The sequence below is a fragment of the Streptomyces sp. NPDC094143 genome, assembly GCF_040303825.1.
Lineage (GTDB): Bacteria > Actinomycetota > Actinomycetes > Streptomycetales > Streptomycetaceae > Streptomyces.
Map to the genome: position 1 here is coordinate 1 of NZ_JBEOTZ010000064.1, position 22,987 is coordinate 22,987.

The 22,987-nt window shown below is 73.6% G+C and carries 13 protein-coding genes and 1 riboswitch; of the genes, 6 read left to right on the top strand and 7 right to left on the bottom strand.

Annotated features, from left to right (window positions below; all coding sequences use genetic code 11):
* Window positions 1–338 precede the first annotated feature (338 nt).
* A riboswitch (cyclic di-AMP (ydaO/yuaA leader) is annotated at window positions 339–495 on the top strand.
* A gap of 11 nt (window positions 496–506) precedes the next feature.
* Window positions 507–1,535, top strand: a complete 1,029-nt coding sequence (locus tag ABTZ58_RS37745; RefSeq protein WP_351367297.1) for a M23 family metallopeptidase — start codon at window positions 507–509, stop codon at window positions 1,533–1,535.
* A 107-nt stretch (window positions 1,536–1,642) separates the two neighbouring features.
* On the opposite strand, the gene ABTZ58_RS37750 is transcribed toward ABTZ58_RS37745, so the two are convergent.
* From ABTZ58_RS37750 to ABTZ58_RS37765, 4 genes are all read right to left on the bottom strand, one after another.
* Window positions 1,643–3,091, bottom strand: coding sequence for a PrsW family intramembrane metalloprotease (locus tag ABTZ58_RS37750; RefSeq protein WP_351367300.1), 1,449 nt, complete (start codon window positions 3,089–3,091; stop codon window positions 1,643–1,645).
* 76 nt (window positions 3,092–3,167) lie between these two features.
* A complete protein-coding gene (gene trmB, locus ABTZ58_RS37755) occupies window positions 3,168–3,998 on the bottom strand; it encodes a tRNA (guanosine(46)-N7)-methyltransferase TrmB (protein ID WP_351367303.1) in 831 nt (276 codons plus the stop codon).
* A 372-nt stretch (window positions 3,999–4,370) separates the two neighbouring features.
* Complete coding sequence (gene lhgD / locus ABTZ58_RS37760) at window positions 4,371–5,576, bottom strand: L-2-hydroxyglutarate dehydrogenase (protein ID WP_351367306.1); 1,206 nt, start codon at window positions 5,574–5,576, stop codon at window positions 4,371–4,373.
* 72 nt (window positions 5,577–5,648) lie between these two features.
* Window positions 5,649–7,073, bottom strand: coding sequence for an NsdA family TPR-like regulatory protein (locus ABTZ58_RS37765; RefSeq protein WP_351367309.1), 1,425 nt, complete (start codon window positions 7,071–7,073; stop codon window positions 5,649–5,651).
* Between the two features lie 838 nt (window positions 7,074–7,911).
* On the opposite strand from ABTZ58_RS37765, the gene ABTZ58_RS37770 reads away from it, so the two are divergent.
* Window positions 7,912–10,029, top strand: coding sequence for an asparagine synthase-related protein (locus tag ABTZ58_RS37770; protein ID WP_351367312.1), 2,118 nt, complete (start codon window positions 7,912–7,914; stop codon window positions 10,027–10,029).
* Window positions 10,030–10,394: 365 nt separating this feature from the next.
* Window positions 10,395–13,685 carry an AfsR/SARP family transcriptional regulator gene (locus tag ABTZ58_RS37775; RefSeq protein WP_351367315.1) on the top strand — a complete coding sequence of 1,097 codons (3,291 nt, stop codon included), beginning with the start codon at window positions 10,395–10,397 and terminating at the stop codon, window positions 13,683–13,685.
* Here ABTZ58_RS37775 and ABTZ58_RS37780 read toward each other — a convergent pair.
* Both ABTZ58_RS37780 and ABTZ58_RS37785 read right to left on the bottom strand, forming a co-directional pair.
* The gene (locus ABTZ58_RS37780) at window positions 13,672–15,678 is read right to left on the bottom strand and encodes a sigma-70 family RNA polymerase sigma factor (RefSeq protein WP_351367317.1); all 2,007 of its coding nucleotides are present in this window, start codon (window positions 15,676–15,678) and stop codon (window positions 13,672–13,674) included. The genes ABTZ58_RS37775 and ABTZ58_RS37780 overlap by 14 nt on opposite strands.
* Before the next feature lie 516 nt (window positions 15,679–16,194).
* Complete coding sequence (locus ABTZ58_RS37785) at window positions 16,195–16,953, bottom strand: TetR/AcrR family transcriptional regulator (RefSeq protein ID WP_351367320.1); 759 nt, start codon at window positions 16,951–16,953, stop codon at window positions 16,195–16,197.
* Between the two features lie 375 nt (window positions 16,954–17,328).
* Between ABTZ58_RS37785 and ABTZ58_RS37790 the strand changes: the two genes are divergently transcribed.
* Together ABTZ58_RS37790 and ABTZ58_RS37795 are read left to right on the top strand one after the other, a co-directional pair.
* Entirely contained in the window at window positions 17,329–18,708 is a 1,380-nt protein-coding gene (locus ABTZ58_RS37790; RefSeq protein ID WP_351367323.1) for an NAD(P)/FAD-dependent oxidoreductase, read from the top strand.
* A 174-nt stretch (window positions 18,709–18,882) separates the two neighbouring features.
* Complete coding sequence (locus ABTZ58_RS37795) at window positions 18,883–20,550, top strand: ATP-binding SpoIIE family protein phosphatase (RefSeq protein ID WP_351367326.1); 1,668 nt, start codon at window positions 18,883–18,885, stop codon at window positions 20,548–20,550.
* Window positions 20,551–20,561: 11 nt separating this feature from the next.
* Here the strand turns inward: ABTZ58_RS37795 and ABTZ58_RS37800 are convergent, their stop codons facing one another.
* Complete coding sequence (locus ABTZ58_RS37800) at window positions 20,562–21,827, bottom strand: MFS transporter (protein WP_351367330.1); 1,266 nt, start codon at window positions 21,825–21,827, stop codon at window positions 20,562–20,564.
* A gap of 122 nt (window positions 21,828–21,949) precedes the next feature.
* On the opposite strand from ABTZ58_RS37800, the gene ABTZ58_RS37805 reads away from it, so the two are divergent.
* The gene (locus ABTZ58_RS37805; RefSeq protein ID WP_094057511.1) at window positions 21,950–22,498 is read left to right on the top strand and encodes a MarR family winged helix-turn-helix transcriptional regulator; all 549 of its coding nucleotides are present in this window, start codon (window positions 21,950–21,952) and stop codon (window positions 22,496–22,498) included.
* The last annotated feature ends 489 nt before the right edge of the window (window positions 22,499–22,987 follow it).

Sequence of the window (22,987 nt, forward strand, 5' to 3'; positions counted from 1 at the left end):
TCGCTGGGCTCATAACCCAGAGGTCGCAGGTTCAAATCCTGTCCCCGCTACTGAAGGCCGAGGGCCGGAATCCGAAAGGGTTCCGGCCCTCGGTGCTTTACCCGATCCCCCCTTACGCACGGTGAGCGAATCCTCCCGCTCCGCATAACAACTGACACACCGTCAAATCCCTTGAGTCGCTTGAGAGGCGGCCAACTCGCCCGATTTGAGCCGGTCATGGCAGGTACGTCCGCGTGAAAAAGGTTAATGATCAAGCGGAATCGCTGGAATACGCACCGCGCCTCCATTAACGTTCGATAACGCAGCGCGGTCGTCCCAGCCGTCACAGAAGGCGGCTCCGTGCGCACGCGCCGAATCCCGAAAGGGAACCGGGGAACCACCACTTGGGGTGAATCGGGCGGATGCCGCCGTGGAAGCACGGTCTGTATACGCGCGTAGGAGACCTTCCTGCTCCGAACCCGTCAGCTAACCCGGTAGGCGAGAAGGAAGGAAAGGAGTACGCCCACGTGGCGTCCAACCGGCCTGCCCCCGCGGCCCCGTTCGCGCCGGACCAGCGCGACACCGAAGTCTTCTACGGCGGTCAGCGCACCGACGAGGGCCCGTTCCAGGAGTGGAACCCCACCGCGGAGTCCATCCGTCCCGTCCGTGGCCGGCATCGCGTCACCAAGCAGCGCGGCGGAGGGCTCGCCCGCAGCTCCACCGTCCTGGGCGTCGGCGTCATAGCCGCCGTGGGCGCCGGCGGCATGGCCAGTGCGCAGACCGGCAAGCCGCCCGTGTCGATCTCCGTACCGGACCTTCCCTCGGTGGGTTCCCTCATCTCGGACGACGACACCCCCGAAGGCTCCGCCACCCCGCTCAGCGACCTCGCCGCGGCCGCGGCGGACACCGACCAGAGCGGCTCCGGGGCCGGCGAGGCCCTGCGCGCCCGGATCATGGCCCAGGTCGAGCACCAGCAGGACCAGATCGAGACCAAGGCCGCCGAGGAAGCCGTGGCCGCCGCGGAGAAGGCCGCCGCCGAGGCCGCCGCCAAGGCGGAGAAGGAAGCCAAGGCCAAGGCCGCCGAGGCCAAGCGGAAGGCCGAGGAAGAGGCCCGCAAGAAGGCCGAGGCCGAGCGGCTCGCCGCCCTCGCCAAGCAGTACACGCTGCCGACCTCCTCGTACACCATCACCTCCAGCTTCGGCCAGGCCGGCGCCTACTGGTCCTCCGGCTACCACACCGGCCTCGACTTCGCCGCCCCCACGGGCACGCCGATCAAGGCGGTCCACAGCGGCACCATCACCGAGGCCGGCTGGAACGGCTCGTACGGCTACAAGACCGTCCTCACCCTGGAGGACGGCACCGAGATCTGGTACGCGCACCAGTCGTCCATCGGCGTCAGCGTCGGCCAGAAGGTCAGCACGGGTGACGTCATCGGCCGCGTCGGCGCCACCGGCAACGTCACCGGGGCGCACCTGCACCTGGAGGTCCACGCAGCCGGCTCCAGCAGCGGCATCGACCCGATGGCCTGGCTGCGGGGCAAGGGACTCAACCCCTAAGCGGCGGACGAGGCGAACGCGGCGGCGAACGCCAGAAGAAGCACCGGCAGCCCTGACGACGACCCCCCGACGTCAGGGCTGCCGGTTCTTTTCTTCCGTGCCGGGTGTCAGGACCTGTAGGGGTTGTACGCCGGGTAGGGCGTGGGCTGAGGGGCGTAGCCGGCCGGCCGGCCGTATGCGGGGGCCTCGCCGTACACGTGCGCGTGGCCGTACGCGTGCGCGTGGCCGTGCGTGTGGGCGTGGCCGTGTGTGTGGGCGTGGGCATGGCCGCCGGGGCCGTACGTCCCGGGAGCCGGCCACGGCGGGGGCGTCGCCGGCATCGGAGGGGCCGTGATCCGGGCCGCGTGGTCCAGGGCCGGGCGGGCCTCCTCCCGGCGGCGCCACAGTGCGGCGAGCAGTTCCATCTCCCGTGCGGCGAAGTCGGGCCCGGCGCCGCCGCGGCGGGCCCGGTGCCGCAGGAAGGCGAGCGACGTCGCGTACGCCTCGTACCGCGCCACCTCCCGTGCCGCCGTCTTCCCGGCGTGCCGGCGGGCGTACTGGCGGGCGATCCGGCGCGCCCGCATCGAACCCAGCGCGTGCGGCTCGGCCGGGGCCAGCCAGCCCGCGGCCGCGTAGGCGGGCAGCTCCGTCCGTACGGTGCGCAGCTCCCGCTGCCGCGTCCAGATCACCAGCCACGTCAGCAGTCCGAAGATCGGCACCATGAACGCCGCGTACACGGCGAAGAACCCGTACTCGCCGAACGTCGACGAGCCGTTCCACATCGCGTGCATGCCCATCGCCAGCAGCAGCCCGGCGAGCGGGAAGGCGGCGCGGCGGAGGCGCCGGCGGTCCGCCGTGAGCGCGGCGACGCCGAAGCCGATGCCGGTCAGGACCGTGAACAGCGGGTGCGCGAACGGCGACATGATGATGCGGACGAAGAAGGTCGCCGCCGTGACGGAGGCGATGCCGCTGCCGCCGGTGAGCTGGTCGGTGCCGAAGGCGGTGCCCAGGTAGAGGATGTTCTCCGTGAAGGCGAAGCCGGTCGCGGTGACACCGGCTATGACCACGCCGTCGACGATGCCGGTGAAGTCGCGGCGGCGGAAGAGGAAGACCAGGAGGACGGCCGCCGCCTTGGCCGTCTCCTCGACGACCGGCGCTATCACGGTCGCCCCCAGCGTGTCCGCGCTGGACGGGTCCGCGGTCGCCGTCGCTATCCATCTCGTGGCGAAGCTGTTCGCGACGATCGCTATCAGCGCCGCCGCGCAGGCGCCCCAGGCGAAGGAGAACACCAGGTTGCGCCAGGGGCCCGGTTCGACGCGGTCCAGCCAGCGGAACGAGGCGATGAGCAGGGGCACCGGGAGGAGCGCCAGGCCGAGCCCGACCAGGAAGCCCTCCGTGCCGGTCTCCTCGCGGACCAGGGCGAGGATGACCAGGCCGGATATCGCGAGGAGCGCGGTGGGGGCGCCGTAGCGCACCCAGGGGTGCTGCCACCAGTGGGCGTGCCGCAGCGGGCCGGCGGTGGGGGCGCCGTCGGTGGGAGCGCTGGGGTACGACGGGTGTGGGGGGCAGGTGGCCACGGCATTGACCCTAACGACGGAGGGGCGCTGTCCGCAGGCGGTGTGGTGCCAGGGCGGTGTGGTGCGGTGCGTGCGGTCAGACGCCGGCGGGGGACTGGTCCGCGTGTGGTACGCGGCGGAAGAGGAGGTCGTTCACGACATGTCCCTTGTCCAGTCCCTGGCCCTCGAAACGGGTCAGCGGCCGGAAGTCGGGACGCGGCGCGAATCCGCCGTCTGCCTGCGTGTTCTCGAAGTCGGGATGTGCCGTGAGCACGTCGAGCATCTGTTCGGCGTAGTCCTCCCAGTCGGTCGCGCAGTGCAGGATCGCGCCCGGCTTGAGGCGAGTCGCGGCGAGGGAGAGGAACTCGGGCTGGATCAGCCTTCGCTTGTGGTGCCGCTTCTTGGGCCAGGGGTCGGGGAAGTAGACGCGCAGGCCGTCGAGGGAGTCCGGGGTCAGCATCTCGCGGAGCAGGATGATCGCGTCGCCGTTGCCCACGCGGATGTTGGACAGGCCGTTGCGGTCGGCGAGGTTCAGGAGGTTGCCCTGGCCGGGGGTGTGGACGTCGACCGCGAGGATGTTGGTGCCGGGGTCGGCGGCGGCCATCTGGGCGGTGGCCTCGCCCATGCCGAAGCCGATCTCCAGGACGACGGGGTTGTCGTTGCCGAACAGGTCGGGCAGGTCGAGGGTCCGGCTGCCGTCGATGTCCAGGCCCCACTTGGACCACAGGCGCTGCAGGGCGTCCGCCTGACCGGCAGTGACGCGGCTGCGCCGCGGCTGGAAACTCCGGATCCGCCGCTCGAAGTGCGACCCGGCGGGGTCGGCCTTCGGCCCGTCGGGGAAGCGCGGCTCTCCCTTGGCCCGGGTGCGCCGGAGGGCACCGGGGGTGTGGGGGTGCGGGGGTTCGGGGGAGTTCGCGGAGTCAGACACAGTGGGGTCGATTTTACGGGGTGGGGTGGGGGTGGGCGGGGGTGCGCCTGACGGTGGGGTGCGCCTGACGGTGGGGGTGCGCGTGCGTGCGCCTTCTCGCCGGTGGTGGGGCGGGGGCTTCGCCTTCCCGGCGGGGGTGGGGGTGGGCCTTCGCCTTCGCGCCGGGGTGGGTCGGGGCCGCGCCGGGGGGTGTCCGTCCTCGGAACGGCGCGATGGGCCTCTTCACCGACTGACTGGCGTTGACGCGCCAACCGCTGCGGGCGGACACCCCCCGACACGGCCCGTGCGTCGTCCGGCGGGTGCGGGACCGTCTGGGCTGCCGCCGCGGGCGACTGTGTGACGCCCCGCCGGGGCAGTGGCGGCGCGCGACGCTCACAGCGCGCTCAACGCTCTGCGGGCCACCTCCCTGCCGATCGGCAGGGATGCCGTGGCCGCGGGGGACGGTGCGTTCAGGACGTGGACCGTTCGGGGGCCCTCGCGGATGAGGAAGTCGTCGACCAGCGTGCCGTCCCGCAGGACGGCCTGTGCGCGCACGCCCGCCGCCGTCGGTACCAGGTCGTCCTCGCAGACCCCGGGCAGCAGTCGGCGCACCGCCTCCGTGAACGCCCTCTTGGACAGGGACCGCCGCAGCTCCCCCGCCCCGTACCGCCAGTGCCGCCGGGCGATCCGCCAGGAGCCCGGCCAGGCCAGGGTCGAGGCCAGCTCGTCGGGGCGGACCGTGGCGCGGCCGTAGCCCTCGCGGGCCAGCGCCGGTACCGCGTTGGGTCCGACGTGGACCCCGCCGTCGATGCCCCGGGTGAGATGCACCCCGAGGAAGGGGAACGCCGGATCGGGCACGGGATAGACCAGGCCCCGCACCAGCTCCGGCCGGGCCAGCTCGTAGTACTCGCCCCGGAACGGCACGATCCGGACGTCCGGGTCGTCCCCGGTGAGCCGGGCGATCGCGTCGCAGTACAGCCCGGCGCAGTTGACCAGGACGCGGCCGCGGACGATGTCGCCCGCGGCGGTGAGCACGGCGACTCCCCGCTCGGGCCGGCGGTCCACCCGGACCACTCTCGTGCCGTAGCGGATCTCCGCGCCCGAGCCGTGGGCCAGCTGGCGCGCGACCGCGACGAAGTCGCAGACGCCCGTCGTGCCGACGTGTATCGCGGCCAGGCCGCGCACCTCCGGCTCGTACTCCGGGATCTGGGACGCGCCCAGCTCGCGCACCGGGATGCCGTTCTCCCGGCCGCGCTGCACCAGTGCGTGCAGGCGGGGGAGCTCCGACCGGTCGGTGGCGACGATCAGCTTGCCGGTGACGGCGTGGGGGATGCCGTACTCGGCGCAGAACTTGACCATCTCGGCCGCCCCGCGCACCGCGTAGCGTGCCTTGAGGGAGCCGGGGCGGTAGTAGACGCCGCTGTGGATGACGCCGCTGTTGCGGCCCGTCTGGTGCCGGGCGGGGCCGGGCTCCTTCTCCAGGACCGTGACCCGGGTGCCCGGTGCGGCGCGTGTGATGGCGTACGCCGTCGACAGGCCGACGATCCCGCCGCCGATCACCAGCACGTCAGCGTCGTGTGCGAGCCTCACCGGCGCCACCTCCCACCTCGATAGTGCACTGCGCCACTGACAGTGCCTTCAAACGCGGAGACGGCGGCACCGCGCGGGCGCCTAGGCGGGGGTCATCAGCAGTGGCCGGGCGCGCTCGCGGAGCTCGACCACCCGGGGCTCGTCGCCGTACGGCTCCAGACGGTGCAGGAGGTCCTTCACGTACTCCGTCGTGCGGGCCGAGGAGATGCGCCCGGCGACCTCCACCGCCCGCACCCCCTGCTCGCACGCCGCGTCCAGGTTGCCCGACTCCAGTTCGGCGACCGCGGAGACGACCAGGCGCAGGCCGTGGGAGCGCACGAACTCCTCCGTCGGCTTCGACAGCGCCTGCTCGGTGAAGCGGCGGACCTGGCGGGGCGCCTTGAGGTCGCGGTAGCACTCGGCCGCGTCGGCGCAGAAGCGGTCGTAGGAGTAGAAGCCGAGCCAGCTCGGGTCGTTGTCGCCGGGGCGGGCCCGTTCCAGCCAGCTCTCGGCCGCCTTCAGGGACCCGCCGGCGGCCTGGGCGTCGCCCGCACGCGCGTGTGCCCGGGCCTCGACGAGGCGGAAGAAGCTCATGGTGCGGGCCGTGGCCAGTCCGCGGTTGCGCTCCAGGGCGGCCTGGGCGAGGTCCACGCCCTCGTCGCCGAAGCCGCGGTAGGTGGCCTGGAGGGACATGGAGGCCAGCACGTAACCCCCGAGGGGGACGTCGGCCGCCGCCCGGGCCAGGCGCAGGGCCTGGATGTAGTAGCGCTGGGCCGCTTCCTGCTGGCCCGTGTCGAAGGCCATCCAGCCGGCGAGGCGGGTGAGTTCGGCGGAGGCGCCGAACAGGGCCCGGCCTACCTCGTCGGAGTAGGAGCCGAGGAGGAGAGGCGCGGCCTCCACCCTCAAGCACTCGGGGACCATGGACGAACGCCAGTCGCCGCCGCCGTACTTGGAGTCCCAGCGCCGCGCGTCCTCGGCGGCCTCCCGCAGCTTCTGCACATCGCTGTGGCCGACTTTGAGCGGTGCGCCGGAGCCCTCGCCGGGGCCCACTTCACGCGCGACCGAACTGTCGGCCGGGGTTATCAGCCACCGCGAGGCGGGCGTCGCGTATGCGCTCACCGCGAACGATCCGGCGAGCGACTGCCAGATGCCGCCGGCGCCGGCGCGGCGGCCGGCGAGGTCGAGGCGGTACAGCTCCGTCGCGGACTTCACCGCCAGGCCGACGTCGCGCGGGAAGGCGAGACCGACCTCGGGGGCGGGGTCCGCGTCCGCCAGGCCGATCTCGTGGAGCGGCACCGGGCGGCCGAGCTTCTGGCCGATGGCTGCGGCGATGAGGTGCGGGGCCGCACCCTGGGGCACCATGCCCTTCGACACCCAGCGCGCCACCGACGTCTTGTCGTAGCGAAGTGTCAGTCCCCGCTGTGCGCCAAGATCGTTGACGCGCCGCGCGAGGCCTGCGTTGCTGATTCCCGCGAGGGCGAGAACGGCGCCGAGTTTTTCGTTCGGCCCGCGTTGCTCCCTGGACATGCGCCACCCCTCGACACAGACGGCTGCCGCGCTGGCATAACCGTGCGGCATTCGTAAACCCAGCGTAGTTCGCCGCATCCCAAGCGTTAAGGGGCATTCTTCCGGTTGGCGGGATTGTGGTCCGTACTGAAGTGCGGCTCAGATACGGGCAGTTGCGGCGTGCTCCCGTTGTGTGGCCGTGCGCCCGGCCGTGCGCCTTTCTCCGGCCATCGCGGGAGCGGTTCCATGGCCCGTGCGTGGGTCGGCCCGCTGTACTGGATCCAGTGGGCTGGGGGACACTGCCGCCTTCATCCCCGCGGGCGGCGGAACGGTCCGGGAGGCGTGCTCCGTCTCCCGGACTGCGCGACCGGGTGACGCCGTGCCGAGCCTGTACGGAGCGTGTTCGATGCTGCGTGCGTATCGGCGATTTGGCTGAAAATCGACCCCGGTAAGCGAGGGCTTTCGCGGCTCCGACCACGGCAGTTGAGGGCGCGTTGGGCGTGTTTGGGGCGCGTATCGGGGGCGCATTCGCGTCGCAGTCGTACCGGTGACGTGTCGCTCGTATGCCTTGCCCCGTGGCCGGATGGTCGCGTAGCGGTGTCGCGGTCGAGTCCTTCTTCTTTTCCTTTCTCTTCCTCTCTGTTCGAGTTTCCTCCTCACCCCGGGGCGGCCCCGGGGCGGCCGTGCCGTCTTGCCACGTACGGGAGTTCGGGACTCACCCCGGGGCGTCGGCGGCTCCGCCGGGGCGCATTCGGCGGAGCGCAAGCGGCGCGGGCACCCGCTGGGGCGCTTCCTTCATGGCAGCATGGTGAACCGGTTCGTACGGTGCACTGGTTGTCCACAGTCTGTGGAGGCGGCGATGCGGTGGTTGGTGGGATGGAGCAGCACCGCCGCGGGAGCCGTCGCTGCCGGTTCGGCGGGGGCCACCGGGCACGACGGGGAGACCCTGCACCCGGTGGGGTCCCAACTGCTGTGGGGCGACCCCGATCCGCTGTGGGCCGTGGGCGACTGGCGACCCGACGAGGTGCGGGTCGTGAAGGCCGACGAGCGCACGCGCATCGCCGTGCTCGGGATCTGCGGCGCCACCGACGAGCAGTTGCGTGTCGCGCTGTTCGCCGCGCGCGGCGGGGCACTTCGGCATCTGACCGCCTGGCCGGGCAGCTACACCGCGATCGTGCAGGTCGGCAGGAGGATCACCGTCTGCGGTGATCTCGCGGGCGCGCGGCCGGTGTTCTACACGCCCTGGGCCGGCGGCACGGCCTACGCGACGGCCGCCCTGCCGCTGGCCGACCTCATCGAGGCCAACCTCGACTTCGGGCACCTCGCCGCGCTGCTGGCCGCCCCTGACGTGCCCGCCGCGCTCCACGACTCGACGCCGTACGACGGCGTGAAGCGGATTCCGCCGGGGCACGCGCTGATCCTGCGCGCCGGGGCGCGGGAGATCGCCGGGTACGAGCCGGTCGCCTCGCTCGCGGTCGCCGCCCCTCCGGCCGATCCCGACAGCGCGGTCGACGCCGTGCGCGACGCGCTCGTCGAGGCCGTACGGACACGGCTGTCCGCTCCGCGGCACGTCCCCGGGGCGGACATCGACCCCGGGCCCGTGCCCGGCATGGGACCCGCCGAACGGCGCGCCGCTCGCGGGATGCCGGTGCCGGGCATCGGGGCCGACCTGTCCGGCGGCCCTGCCTCGGGGACGCTGGCGCTGCTGGCCGCGGGGCTGCCCGGGATGCCGGGCACGGTGCTCGGGCACGGCACGGGCGCGGGCGAGCGGCTGCTGGCGGTCACCTTCAACGACCTGGCCGTCGGCGGGCGGGAGGCCGAACTGGAGCGGGCCGGGGCGCTGGCGGCGAACCCGCGGCTGCACCACGTGGTCGTGACGGGCGGCGAGGAGACCCTGCCGTACGCCGACCTGGACGGCCCCCTGACGGACGAACCCGGGGCGTGCCTGGTGACGGCGGCGCGGCACCGTGCCCGGCTGGCGGCGGGCAGCGCGGACCACTTCACCGGGTACGGGGCGCGGCAGGTGCTGGACGCGCACCCCGCGCGCCTGGCCGACCTGCTGTTGGACCGCCGGCGGCGTCATCTCGTGCGGCCGGTCGCGGCGCTGGCCAAGGCGGACGGGTCGGTGCTCGTCCCCGCGCGTGTGTACGCGGCGGCACGGAGGTTGTCCCGTACGCCGTACCGGTCGGGTCTGGAGTCCCTCGCCGAGCGTCTCCTCGATCTCCGGTCGGACGACGGGCTCGACGCGCCCGGCGGGGCGGTGGAGGCCTCCCTCGCGGCGCTGAGCTGGGGCAGACCCGGGCCGGCGGCGCGCTGGCTGACCGGTGAGGCGCTCGCTGAAGTATCGGTTCGCCTTCAGGCGTCGACACACCGGTCGGAGCTGGTCGGGCCCGGGCAGCGGCCGGGCGACTTCCGCGCGCGGGCGGCGCTGGCCCGGCACGCGGCGGACCTGCGGGTGCTGGAGCAGGCCGCGGAGATCCGCTTCCAGCGGCTGCACGCGCCGTTCCTCGACAACCAGGTGGTGCGGGCGGCGCGGGCGCTGCCGGAGGCGCTGCGGGTGCGGCCGGGGGCGCGGGCGGCGGTGCTGCGTACGGTGCTGGAGGGGGCCGGGGTACGGGAGTTGCCGGCCGGGTGGGGCGCGCCCAGCCAGGCGACGGCGACCGCGGTGGCGCGTACGGGGTTGCGGGTGGCGGCGGATTCGCTGGTCGCGCTGTTCGACACACCGCTGCTGGCGGAGGCGGGGCTGGTCGAGGCGCGGGTGGTCCGCAAGGCGCTGCGCGGCGCGGCGGCGGGTGAGCCGCTGCCCCTGGACGGCCTGGCGGACCTGGTCTCCCTGGAACTGTGGCTGCGCCGGCTGCTGGCCCGCCGCGGCACGTGCTGGACGGGCACGCCGGCCCGCCAGCGAGCGGTACCGGCGGGGATCGCGCCGCAGCGGGGGGCGTTGGGGGCGGGGGCGGCCGGGGGGCGGCGGGGGTAACGGTCCGTTCTGCCCCGAGTTCCTGCCCCCGAGAATGCCTGTTCCGGGTTCCTGCCGGAGCGTGTGGTCGCGCCTGCTTGCCGTTGGTGGGTCGGGGCCGCGCCGGGGGGTGTCCGTCCTCGGAACGGCGTGATGGGGTTGCGTGCCGACTGACTGTTCGTTGACGCGCCAACCGCTGCGGGCGGACACCCCCCGGCACGGCCCCTTGCGTCGTCCGGCGGGTGCGGGCGCGTCCCGGCTTCCGCCGAAGTGGGGCCCTGGCTGCGGGCGGTCGGTCCGACACAGCTGCGGACTTGGGTGCTCCACCCGGTAATGCCCCCGGAAAAAAACCGGGCCCTCACACGAACCCCAGCGACAATGATCCCGTGCGGTACAGAATCCTGGGCGTCACCACGGCAGCGGACGAGGACGGTACCGTCGTACCCGTCGGCGGTCCCCGCCTGCGCGCCCTGCTCACCGCCCTCGCCCTGCGCCCCGGGCGCGTCACGCCATCGCGGACCCTGATCGACGAGGTCTGGGCCGACGATCCGCCCCAGGACGCCCCCGCCGCCCTCCAGGCCCTGGTCGCCCGGCTCCGCCGGGCACTCGGCAAGGACGCCGTGACCCTGGAGCCCGGCGGCTACCGGCTCGCGGCCGCGCGCGACGACATCGACCTCTTCGTCTTCGAACGGCTCCTCCGCCAGGGCACGGACGCCCTCACCGCCGACGACCCCGCCCGCGCGGAACGGCTCCTCGACGACGCCCTCGCCCTCTGGCACGGCCCTGCCCTCGCCGACCTCCCCGACCGTTCCGCCGCAGCTCGCCCGGAAGCGGCCCGGCTGGAGGCGACCCGGGCCAGGGCCGAGGCCCGTCTCCGGCTGGGCCGTGCCCAGGACGTCGTACCGGAACTGCGCGAGCTCACGGCCGTACACCCGTACGACGAGCCCTTGCACGCCCTGTTGATCCGCGCCCTGCGCGACGCCGGCCGTGCGGCCGATGCCCTCGCCGCCTACGAGACCGCCCGCCACGCTCTGGCCGACGGCCTCGGCACCGATCCTGGGCCGCGACTGCGGGCCCTGCACGCCGAGTTGCTCGCCGGGGGCGGGCAGGACGCGACACCCCGGCCGGAGCCCGAGCGGCCCGAGCGCCTCGGCAACCTCCGGCCCCGGCTGACGTCGTTCGTCGGGCGGGAACCCGAGATCGACGCCCTCCGTTCCGATGTGCGCAGGGCCCGGCTCGTCACCCTCACCGGACCGGGCGGCTCCGGCAAGACCCGTCTCGCCGAGGAGGCCGCCGCCGGGCTGCCACAGGCGTGGCTCGTCGAGCTCGCCCCGCTCGACCGGCCCGAGGCGGTGCCGGGAGCCATGGTCAGCGCGCTCGGCCTGCGCGAGACCGTGCTGATGACCAGCGAGCTCACGGCCCTGCAGGACGACCCCGTCGCCCTGCTCGTGGAGTACTGCGCCCCGCGCGGCCTCCTGCTGATCCTCGACAACTGCGAGCATGTCATCGGCGCCGCCGCCCACCTCGCCGAGACGCTGCTGACCCGCTGCCCGGGTCTGACGATCCTCGCCACCAGCCGTGAACCCCTGGGCGTGCCGGGCGAGGTGGTGCGCCCGGTCGGGCCCCTGCGCCCCGACCAGGCCCGCCGGCTGTTCGCGGAGCGGGCCGCCGCCGTCCGTCCCGACGCGCGGGACGTGCTCCGTGACGAGCCGGCGGTGGCGGAGATCTGCCGGCGGCTGGACGGGCTGCCGCTCGCCATCGAACTGGCGGCCGCCCGGCTCCGGCTGCTCACCCCCCGCCAGATCGCCGACCGTCTCGACGACCGCTTCCGCCTCCTCACCTCCGGAAGCCGTACGGTCCTGCCCCGTCAGCAGACCCTGCGCGCCGTCGTCGACTGGTCGTGGGACCTGCTCGACGAAGCCGAGCGCACGGTGCTGCGCGAGGTGTCCGTCTTCACCGGCGGCTGGGACCTCGCGGCGGCGGAAGCCGTGTGCAGCGGGCCCGTCGCCGAGCTGCTCGGGTCCCTCGTCGACAAGTCCCTCGTCGTGGCCGCCCCGGCGCGGGACGACGGCTCCCCCGGCATGCGCTACCGGATGCTGGAGACCATCCACGAGTACGCCGCCGAGCGCGCGGCCGAGGCGCCACGCCTGCGCGCCGCGGCCGAGCTCCGGCACCGCGCGTGGGCGCGCGCCCTCGTCGAACGCGCCGACCCGCTGCTGCGCTCCGCCGCCCAGCTGCCGTGGATCGCCCGCCTGGAGACCGAGCTGGACAACATCCGCGCCGCCCTCGACCGGGCCCTGACGGCCGGCGACGAGGAGGAGGCCGCCGCCCTCGCCCTGGCCATGGGCTGGTTCTGGTGGCTGCGCAACTACCGCCACGAAGGCCTGGAGTGGCTCGGGCGCATCCTGGGGCTGGGCGTGGCGCTCGACACCGGCGCCGATCCCTCGTCCAGGGGCGGGCCCGGGCTGCCCGACCCCGTCGACCACTTCCTTGCCGCGCCGGAGGGGGAGGCGCGGCATCCGCTGCACGCCGTGCGTATGGACGTGCGGATGCTGCACCTGTTCTACCTGACCGAGACCACGCCCATGAACACCTACTTCGAGGAGCGGCGGGCGTACGCGGAGCGGGTGTGGGACCACTTCGCGGACGGCGGACCCCATGCGGCCCGGATCCCGGGGCTGATCTGCCCGATCATCTCCGCCCACATGGACGTGCAGCGCACCTCCCGGGCCGTCATGGACGCTGCCGTCGCCAACTGCCGCGCCCACGGCGGCGACTGGGAGCTCGCCGTCGCCCTGATGTTCCGAACGCACATGGTGGTCGACGCCCCCGGCGACCTGGAGGGCGTCGACGACGACCTCGCGGAGCTGCGCGTCCTCAGCCGCCGCGTCGGTGACCGCTGGCTGCGGGCCCAGGTGTGCGGTGCGGCCGGCGAGGCGGCCATGGCGCGCAGCCGTTTCGAGGAGGCGGAGGGCGAGTATCAGGAGGCCCTGCGGCTGGCCTACGAGGTCGGCGCGTTCGCCGAGGCGCCGTTCCTCAAGGCCCGGCTCGCCGAGATCGCCTACCGGGCGGGGGACCGGCTGGCCGCGGCGAAGGCCCTGGACGAGGCGAACGCCGCGGCCGAGCGGTACGGCGTGGCCGACTCCAAGGCGTTCGTGCGGCTGCTGAGCGCGCAGATGGAGAACGAGGGCGGACACACCGCACTGGCGCGCACCCTGTGCGAGGAGGCGCGGGCGGAGACCCTGCTGGGGACACCGCCGCCCCAGTTCACGGTCATGCTGCACCTGGTCGACGCCATGATCGTCGCGGACGAGTCCGGGCCGGAGCCCGCGCTGGCCAAGCTGGCCGAGGCGCTGCGCGAGGCCGTGGACAAGCGGTGCTCCGACGCCGTCCGGGCCGGTGTGGTGGACGCGGCGGCCGTCCTGCTGGCCAGGCTCGGCGACTTCCCGCGCGCGGCCCGGCTGCTCGGCACCGGCGACCACTGGCGCTCCTGCCGCCCCCGCCCCATGCCGGAACGCGCCCACGCGGAACGCGCGGAGGCCGCCGCCCGCGTCGCGCTGGGCGCCGTACGGTGCGCGGCGGAGCGGGCCTCGGGCGCGGCCCTCACGGCTCAGGACGTCCTGAGCGAGCTGGGCGAGGCCATCCGCGCGTACGCAGCCGGCGCTAGCGGCAGGTGAATTTCGACTCCGCCCAGTCCGCCAGAGTCAGGCCGTCCAGGGCGCCGCGCGGCTCCACCACCAGCCGGACGGTGCTGCGGCCGGTGAGGTTCACGTGGACGGGGACGTCCGGGTCGCCGCCCTCGACCGGCCCGGACCGCCACAGCCGGACGCCGTCGGCGTGGACGGAGAAGGACACCTTGCCGTGCTTCAGCGTCATGTCGTCGACGCCGGCGACCGCGTCGTAGGAGGAGCAGGAGCGGTTGAGGTCGATGGTGACGGAGGAGGTGCCGTGCACGGTGACGCCGTGCGCGTACCGCTGCCCGCCGACCGACAGAGCGGACCGCTTCCAGACCCAGCTGCTCGAACGGATCCGCATCTCCGGCGCGGTGCCGTCGCCGGTGACGTCGTACGCCAGGTCGCTCCACTGGTAGACGGCCGGGGCGGGCGGCGGTGGTGGGGGCGGCGGAGTGGGCGTGGGCGTCGGGGCGGGCGTGGAGGGCGCAGGGGGCGCCGGGGACGCCGGACGCGGGGGCGCGGGCGGCCGGGTGGGCCGTGGAGCCGGCGTCTGGGACGCGGCCGGGTCGGGGGTGGTGTTCGTGCTCGGTGTCGGCGCGGGCGTCCCGGCGCCCACGGGTAAGAGGGCCGGCGGGCGCGGCCCGGGCTCCCGCCGAGGCGGGTCGGGCGTCGGCTCGCCGGGCCGCACGACCGACGAGGGCGGCGGGGACGACGGCGCCGGCCTGGCCTCCTGCCCGGGCTTGTCGTTGCCGGCCAGGGCCAGCACCACCGCCGCCGCGACCCCGACGGCCACCACTCCGGCCGCGATACCGGCCTTGGCCGGCGCACCGACCCCTTCGGCGGCCGCCGCACCGCCACCGGCCCCACCGGAGGAGCCGCCTGCCGCCCCGCCGGACGCACCGGCCCCCGACGCCCCGGACGAAGCACCCGCCGCCGCGGCCGCCCCCGCGGCACCGGCGGCTCCCGCACCGGTACCCCCGGCGATGAGCCCGGCCGCCTTGGCGTATCCGGCGGCACCGAACCAGCCGATGACGGCCACCGGTACGACGGCCGGGATGCCGCCGGCGACCTCCGCGATCTGGCCCGCGGCCAGGCGGCACTTGGCGCACTCCTCCAGGTGCTCGCGCAGCCCCCGCTCGGCCCGGGTGCGCAGCCGGCCGCGGGCGTAGGTGCCGAGCCGGTCGGCGTAGCGCGCGCACTCCTCGTCGGCGGTGAGCGTGGCGCTGACGTGGGCCTGGAGGTAGGCCTGCCTGAGGCCCTCACGGGCGCGGCTGGCCAGCACGCGCGTGCCGTTGGCGTCCAGACCGAAGAGCGTGGCGACCTCGCTGGGGGACTCGTCCTCGACCTCGGTGTGCCAGAGCACGGCCTGCCAGCGCTCGGGCAGCGACCGGAACGCGCGCATGGCCATGGACTGCTCGGCCTCGTGCATGGCCCGTACGTCCGCGCCCAGGCCGAGCGTGTCGTCGTCGGACGCGTCCCGGCCGCGCGCGGACTGGGCGGCGAACACGGCGAAGTCGTCGACCAGTTGCTCGCGCCGCGCCGACCGCGTCCAGGAGGCGGCGACGCGCCGGACCGAGGTGAGCAGGTAGGCGCGGACCGCGTGGGTGGGTCCGGAGCCGCCGCGGACGGCCTGGAGCATGCCGGCGAAGACCTCGGCCGTCAGGTCGTCCGCGGTGTGGGCGTCCCGGCAGCAGGTGCGGGCGTACCGGCGCACGGCCTGGGCGTGGCGCCGGTACAGCTCCTCGTACGCCGTGTCGTCGCCCGCGCGCATCCGGTCGATGAGGTCGGCGTCGGACGGCGGCACATCGCGCGGCGGCAGCCCCCCGTCCTCGCGCCGGTCGCGCTGGGCCGGGACCGACTCCTCGGCGGAACGTCCGCCGGCCGGAACGCTCCCTCGCCCGCCCTGGTTGGGCACCTGCGGTGGAACCGGGCCGTCGGCCGTGGCATCCCCGCCGTTTCCGGTGCCGTTCGACTCGTCCCGCCCGTCAACGCTCATCGCGGAACGCCCCCGCCAGCCGCCGTACCCGTCCAGACCACCGGGTCAGCGTGCCACAGCGGCTCCCGGCCGGAATCCCGGAGTTCGGACCGTCACTCGTCCGTGGGGTTTTCCCGCACGCGAGTACTGACCACCGCGCGTCCGGGGAAGGGTCCCTCTTCGCTCCAGGGCTCCCCTCGCTCCAGCGAGGCTTCCCCTTCGCCCCGGGGCTGGAGGCCGTCCGGGGCTGGAGGTGCCGTCCGGGGCTGGAGGCCGAGCGGGGGGCGTGGTCGATCGGGCACCGGTGGTTGACCGGGCGCCGGTGGTCGACCGGACGCCAGTGGTCGAACGAGCGCTACCGGTCGCGTCCGAGGGCCAGGCGCTCGGACGCGATCACCCCGCTCCCGGCGAGACGTCCACGACCGAAGCCGTCGCGATCCTGCTCGCCTGCCCCCCTGCCCAGAGGGCCGAAAGGCCGGAGGGCCCGGCCCGAACGTGTCGGCCGGGCCCTCCGGCGAAGTCACGGTCCGAAGCCGCTCACGCCGGACGCGACCGCAAACCCTCCAGCAGGATGTCCAGCAGCCGTGCCGACGCCGCCTGCTGCTGGGCCGCGTCCGGCAGCGAGGGCGCGGCCGTCGCGATCACCAGCAGGACGTCCGACACGGACACGTCCGCCCGCAGCTCACCCGCCGCCCGGGCCCGCTCCACGAGCTGGCCGACGACCTCCAGCAGCGCCGACGCCCCGGTGTCGTCCTCCGGCGCGGGGACCGAGGCGACCGCCACCGGCTCCTCCGGCACCAGCCGCAGCTCGGCGGGCTGGGTCCGCTGCTGCGGCACCCGCGCACCGCCGGTCTGGTCCTCCCCGACCGAGACCCGCAGCACCTGCGGCGGCAGCAGCCGCCCGGCGCCCGACGCCACCGACGTGCGCAGGAAGCGCGACAGCGCCGACCACGGCTCGTCCTCCTGCCCGAGCGCCGCCCGCGCCTGGTCGGTCAGCCGGGAGGTCTCCTCCTCGGCTATCCGCCGTACCAGGACGTCCTTGCTCGGGAACCGCCGGTACACCGTGCCCACACCGACCCGCGCGCGCCGCGCGACGTCCTCCATCGGCGCGCCGTAACCCAGCTCGCCGAAGACCTCGCGCGCCGCACGCAGCACGTGCTCCAGATTGCGCTGGGCGTCCACGCGCAGCGGCGTGGTCCGCGCCCCGTCCGCGCGTCCGTTGCCCGCCGCGCTCATCGTCGCGCCACCCGCGGCAAGGGCGGATGCGGACGACCAATGAGAATCCTGAACATGCATAGACATTCCCCCGGTAATGACGTCTCCCCCCGGAGACTCTCCCCGCCATTCGATGCCGGGACGGGGGAACAGGCCCGGTTCCGCGGCCCGCCCGTCGCGGACCCGGTGAGCACATCCCCCTACACCCCGTCGACACACGAACATAGTTGAGAGGGAGTCAATTCAGAAGGGGCAGGTTCCGCACGGAGCGCCCACCGATCGGAGTACGGGTCGCATACGTCCCGAATGTGCCCCCGCACGCCCCCCGGACTACCCACGCTGACCTGCGTGAACGCGCCGGAGCCCGCTAATCCGGCCAACTCCGCGCCCCCGCCCGCTCCGGTCACACAATTCGTCGAGGCTGTGGACAAACGCAAGCGGCGGGTGCGTCATGGGATGGTGAAGGAACGTGCGCGCATTCTCGTTGTCGGTGGCGGCTACGTCGGGATGTACACGGCCCTGCGCCTGCAGCGCAGACTGAAACGGGAACTGGACCGGGGCGAGGCCGAGATCACGGTCGTCACCCCCGACCCGTACATGACCTACCAGCCGTTCCTCCCCGAGGCCGCCGCGGGCGCCATCTCACCCCGCCACGTCGTCGTGCCGCTGCGCCGCGTCCTCGACCGGTGCCGCGTCCTCATCGGCGAGGCCACCGCCGTCGACCACGGCAAGCGCACCGCCACCATCACCACCCTCGCCACCGAGGAGGAGGGCACGGGCGGACAGCACCTCGCCTACGACCACCTCGTGCTCGCCCCCGGATCCGTCTCGCGCACCCTGCCGGTGCCCGGCCTCGCCGACCACGGCATCGGTTTCAAGACGGTCGAGGAGGCCATCGGCCTGCGCAACCACGTGATCGAGCAGATGGACATCGCCTCCTCCACCCGCGACCCCTCGATCCGCGACGCGGCCCTCACCTTCGTCTTCGTCGGGGGCGGCTACGCGGGCGTGGAGGCCCTCGGCGAACTGGAGGACATGGCCCGCTACGCCGCGCGGTACTACCACAACGTCCAGCCCGAGGACATGAAATGGATCCTCGTCGAGGCCTCGGACCGCATCCTTCCCGAGGTCGGCGAGGAACTGGGCCGCTACACCGTCACCGAACTGCGCCGCCGCAACATCGACGTCCGCCTGCGCACCCGCCTGGAGTCCTGCGCCGACCGGGTCGCCGTCCTCAGCGACGGTGCCCGCTTCCCCACCCGTACGGTCGTCTGGACGGCCGGCGTGAAACCCCACCCGGTGCTCGCCGCCACCGACCTCCCGCGCAACGGCCGCGGACGCCTCAGGTGCACACCGGAACTGTCGATCGAGGGCACCACGCACGCGTGGGCGGCCGGAGACGCCGCCGCCGTGCCCGACGTCACCGCCGCCGAACCGGGCCGCGAGTGCGCCCCCAACGCCCAGCACGCCCTCCGCCAGGCGAGGGTCCTCGCCGACAACATCGTCCACACCCTGCGCGGCGAACCCCTCCAGACGTACGAACACGCCTACGCCGGCTCCGTGGCCTCCCTCGGCCTGCACAAGGGCGTCGCCCACGTCTACGGGCGCAAGCTCAAGGGCTACCCCGCCTGGTTCATGCACCGCGCGTACCACCTCAGCCGCGTGCCCACCTTCAACCGCAAGGCCCGGGTGCTCGCCGAATGGACCCTGGGCGGCCTGTTCAAACGGGAGATCGTCTCCCTCGGTTCACTCGAACACCCCCGGGCGGAGTTCGAACTCGCGGCCGGTGGAAAGCCTTCCCAGGATCCCCCGCGCAACCCGAAGGGGTCGTCCTGACCGGACCCAGGAACTCCTCCGGCCGGCCCGGCGTCTGACGGATGTCGGTCCGGTCCGCGCACTGCCAGACTGGTCCACCACCACGGGTGAGCCACGGCTCGCCCCGGTGCGGGTCCTCCGGGGCCCCGGCCGGTTCCGGTGCCGGCCGCCGACGACTACACGAGGCAAGGATTCGTGAACTTCACGCGCTGGAGCGCCCGGCTCCCCGGAACGCAGCGCCGCGCCGCGGCGCGGACCGAGCAGACGGCCGCCCCGGACCGGCGGGGGGACGGTTCCGTACCCGCCGCCCGTGCCGAACAACTGACCGGTGAGACCCCGCCCGTACCCGCCGTCGACGAGCTGCGGGTGCGCGAGGTCCTCGACCGCGTCCCGTCCCTCGTCGCCCTGGTTCACGGCCCCGACCACCGCATCGCCTACGTCAACGACGCCTACACCACCGCCTTCGGCGTACGCCCCCTCGGTGAACGCGCCCGCGAGGCCCTGCCCGAACTGGACGCGCTCGGCCTGTTCCCGCTCCTGGACCAGGTCCAGCGCAGCGGCAGGCCGCGCACGGTGAAGTCCCGCAAGGCCCCCGACGGCCGCTCCTACACCTTCACCTGCACCCCGGTTGCCCAGGGCGACGGCAAGGGCGGCACGGACGGCCGGGGCGTCCTGGTCTTCGCCACGGACGTCACCGACCACGCCGAGGCCGCCGAACGCCTGCGCGCCAGCGAACGCCGTCAGCGCGAGACGGCCGTCACCCTCCAGCGCTCCCTGCTCCCCCAGGAGCTCGAACAGCCGGACGACCTGCGCATCGCCGCCACCTACCACCCCGGCGGCACGGAAGCCGCGGTCGGCGGCGACTGGTACGACGTCATCACCCTGGGCGGCGGCCGTACGGCCCTGGTCATCGGCGACGTCATGGGCCGCGGCGTCCGCGCGGCCGCCGTCATGGGCCAGCTCCGCACGGCGGTCCGGGCCTACGCCCGCCTCGACCTGCCCCCGCACGAGGTGCTCCAGCTCCTCGACGGCCTGGCGGCCGAGATCGACGCCAACCAAATCGCCACGTGCGCGTACGCCATCCACGATCCGAACGAGGGCAAGCTGGTCTACGCCTCGGCCGGCCACCTCCCCATCCTCGTCCGCGACGAGAACGGCACGGTCCTGCGCGCCGACGAGCCCACCGGCCCCCCGCTCGGCACCGGCGGCTGGATGCACACCTCCGGCTCGATCCCCCTGAGCCCCGGCTCCACGGCCGTCCTCTACACGGACGGCCTGGTGGAGCGCCGGGACGCGGACCTCGACGAGGGCATCGCCGCGCTGGAACGCGCCCTGGCCGGTGCCACCGGCACGCCCCAGGTCGTCTGCGACCGCCTGGTCCGCTCGGCCGGCGTGACCCCGGACCACGACGACGACGTGGCCGTCCTGGTCCTCCAGCACCCCGCGCGCACGGGCCCGGAGAGCGAGCTCTTCCGCAACGCCGCGCTCGAACTTCTCGGCGGCGTCGAAGCGGCCCCCCGCGCGCGAGCCTTCGCCTCCGGCGTCCTGACCAGCTGGCGCTTCCCCGCCGATCTGCACGACCTCGGCGTCCTCGCCACGAGCGAACTCGTCGCCAACTCGCTCCAGCACGGCACCCCGCCGATGCGCCTGCGCCTGCGCCGCACCGACCGGCGGCTGATCATCGAGGTCACCGACGGCGACGACCACCTCCCCAGACGCCGCCGCGCGGAACCGGGCGACGAGTCGGGCCGCGGCATCGCGATCGTCGCCACCATCGCGTCCAGCTGGGGCTCCCGCCGCACCCCCGGCGGCGGCAAGGCGGTCTGGTGCGAGTTCGCCCTGCCGCGCGCCCAGGCGACGTAGGGGGTACCGGGTCAGACGTCCGCGGAAACGGGCGCCCCACCCCGCGTCACGACCCGGCTCTTCCCGAGCCACGGCTGATCCTGTACGTCGGTCAGCTGCCGCCCCAACCGCACGGCAAGGACCGTGATCCCCAGCGAGAACACCAGGAACGCCACGATGTAGGGCGCGTGCAGCGAGGCCCCCAGAGGCCCGCCCACCGCCGGCCCGACGGCCAGCGCGAGCTGCTTGACCAGCGCGAACGCGGAGTTGTACTGCCCGGCCATCCCCTCCGGCGCGAGATCCGCGACCAGCGGCGCCACGGTCGGCGACAGCATCGTCTCCCCCAGCCCGAACAGGGCGTACGTCGAGACGAACGCGGCCGTCGCCATCTCCTGGCTGCCATGCCCCAGTCCCGCGTACCCGGCGACCGCCCACGCCACGGCCCAGATCAGACCCACGGCCGCGATCACGCGCGAACGCCGGCGCCGCTCCACGAACCGCAGCACGGCGAACTGCGCGACGACGATCACCAGGGTGTTCGCCGCGAGGGCCGTCCCCAGAGCGGACGTCGATATCCCGGCCGCCTCGACCCCGTACGCGCTCAGTCCCGACTCGAACTGCCCGTAGCAGGCGAAGAAGAGCACGAAGCCCAGCACGCACAGCTGCACCATGGCCCGGTTGCCCAGCAACTGCTTCCAGCTGCCCCGCCCCGAGGCGCCCGGCGCGCCCTCGATCCGCGGCGCGTGCGGCATCCGCACCGTCGCCATCACCACGACCAGCAGCAGGAACATCGCCGCCTCGATCGCGAAGAGCAGCGTGAAGGAGGCAGCGCTCGAGGTGTCGACCAGGTGGCCTCCGATGAGACCGCCGACGCCGAGCCCGAGGTTCTGCAGGAAGAACTGCGTGGCGAACGCCCGGGACCGCGTCTCCGCCGACGAGCAGTCCACGATCATCGTCGCCAGCGCCGGCTGCATCACGGCCTGCCCGGCCCCCAGCAGCGAGGCCGACATCAGCACGGCCGCCGCGCTGCCCGAGATCCCCAGGGTCAGCGCACCGACGGCGGCGGTGAGCAGGGCGGTGAGCAGCACCGGCAGCGGGCCGCGCCGGACGATGGCCCGCCCGGCGAACGGCAGCACCACCAGCGCGGCCACAGCGAAGAGGGCGAGCACGAGACCCGCCGTCATGGCGCCCAGACCCCGCACCTGCGCCACATAGACGTACAGATACGGGACCGTGAAGCCCAGCCCGAACGCGCTGAGTGCGTTACCCACGTGGATCCGGCGCATCGCCGCGCCCATCGCCCTGGTCACGTTCACCTCTCTCACAAGTTAGGAGTGAAGACTTCGAATCTAAACTTCGAAGCTAAAGAGTACATACCCAAGGACTTCAAGGCAAAGAGGGTCCGTGCCATACTGCGCCCATGGGCGACACCCCCGGCTCCGACGAGCCGACCCTCGAAGAGCAGATCGCCGCGTACCAGCGCGAGTTCCAGGACCTCGACCCGCAGGTCGAGCAGATCGTCTCGGCCCTGTCGCGCCTGAACCGCCGCATGAACGTCGCCTACGGCCGTCAGACCTCGGCCCTCGGCATCAGTAACGCCGAGTGGGAGGTCCTCAAGGCCCTGGTCCTCTCCGGCGCCCCCTACCGACTGGGCCCCAGTGAACTCGCCAAGCGCCTCGGTCTCACCCCCGCCGCCATGACTCACCGGATCGACCGCATGGTCGGCGAAGGACTGGTGACCCGTGAACGGGACGAGACGAACCGCGTCCGCGTCATCGTGGAGCTGACATCCGAGGGGCGAGAGAAGTGGCTGGAGGCGATGCGCCTGGCGTCGGTCTTCGAGGAGGACCTGCTCCAGGACCTGTCCCCCGTGGAGCGCACGGCACTGGGCGAGGTGCTCACGCGGCTGCTGCGCCGGGTGGAGGACGCCCAGCCGGACGCCGGCGGGCGCCTGTCCGACCTGGACTGACGCCGCTCCGGCCCTCACGCAAAAGATCTTGACAGGGGACGGTTGACAGCCCCCGGTCGGATCCGTAGAGTTCTCCGGGTTGCCGCGGAGACGTAACGGTTCTGCGACAGCACTTCCGCCGCAGCAGCGGCACCAACCATCAGCAAGATCGCTCCCAGCGGGGTTGATTTCGGTGCGCCCGAATTCAATTCGAATTGGGACTCGCCGCCTTGATCGACTCCGAACCGGGATCGATTTTGGAATCGCCGAGAGACCGCGCTAAGGTTGGACACGTCGGAACGGCCCAACAGCCGCGAAGACAACCCCACTGACTGGGGATCAGGTCGAGAAAAGATCTGATAGAGTCGGAAACGCAAGACCGAAGGGAAGCGCCCGGAGGAAAGCCCGAGAGGGCGAGTACAAAGGAAGCGACCGTTCCTTGAGAACTCAACAGCGTGCCAAAAGTCAACGCCAGATATGTTGATACCCCGTCCATCGGTTCTCCGATGG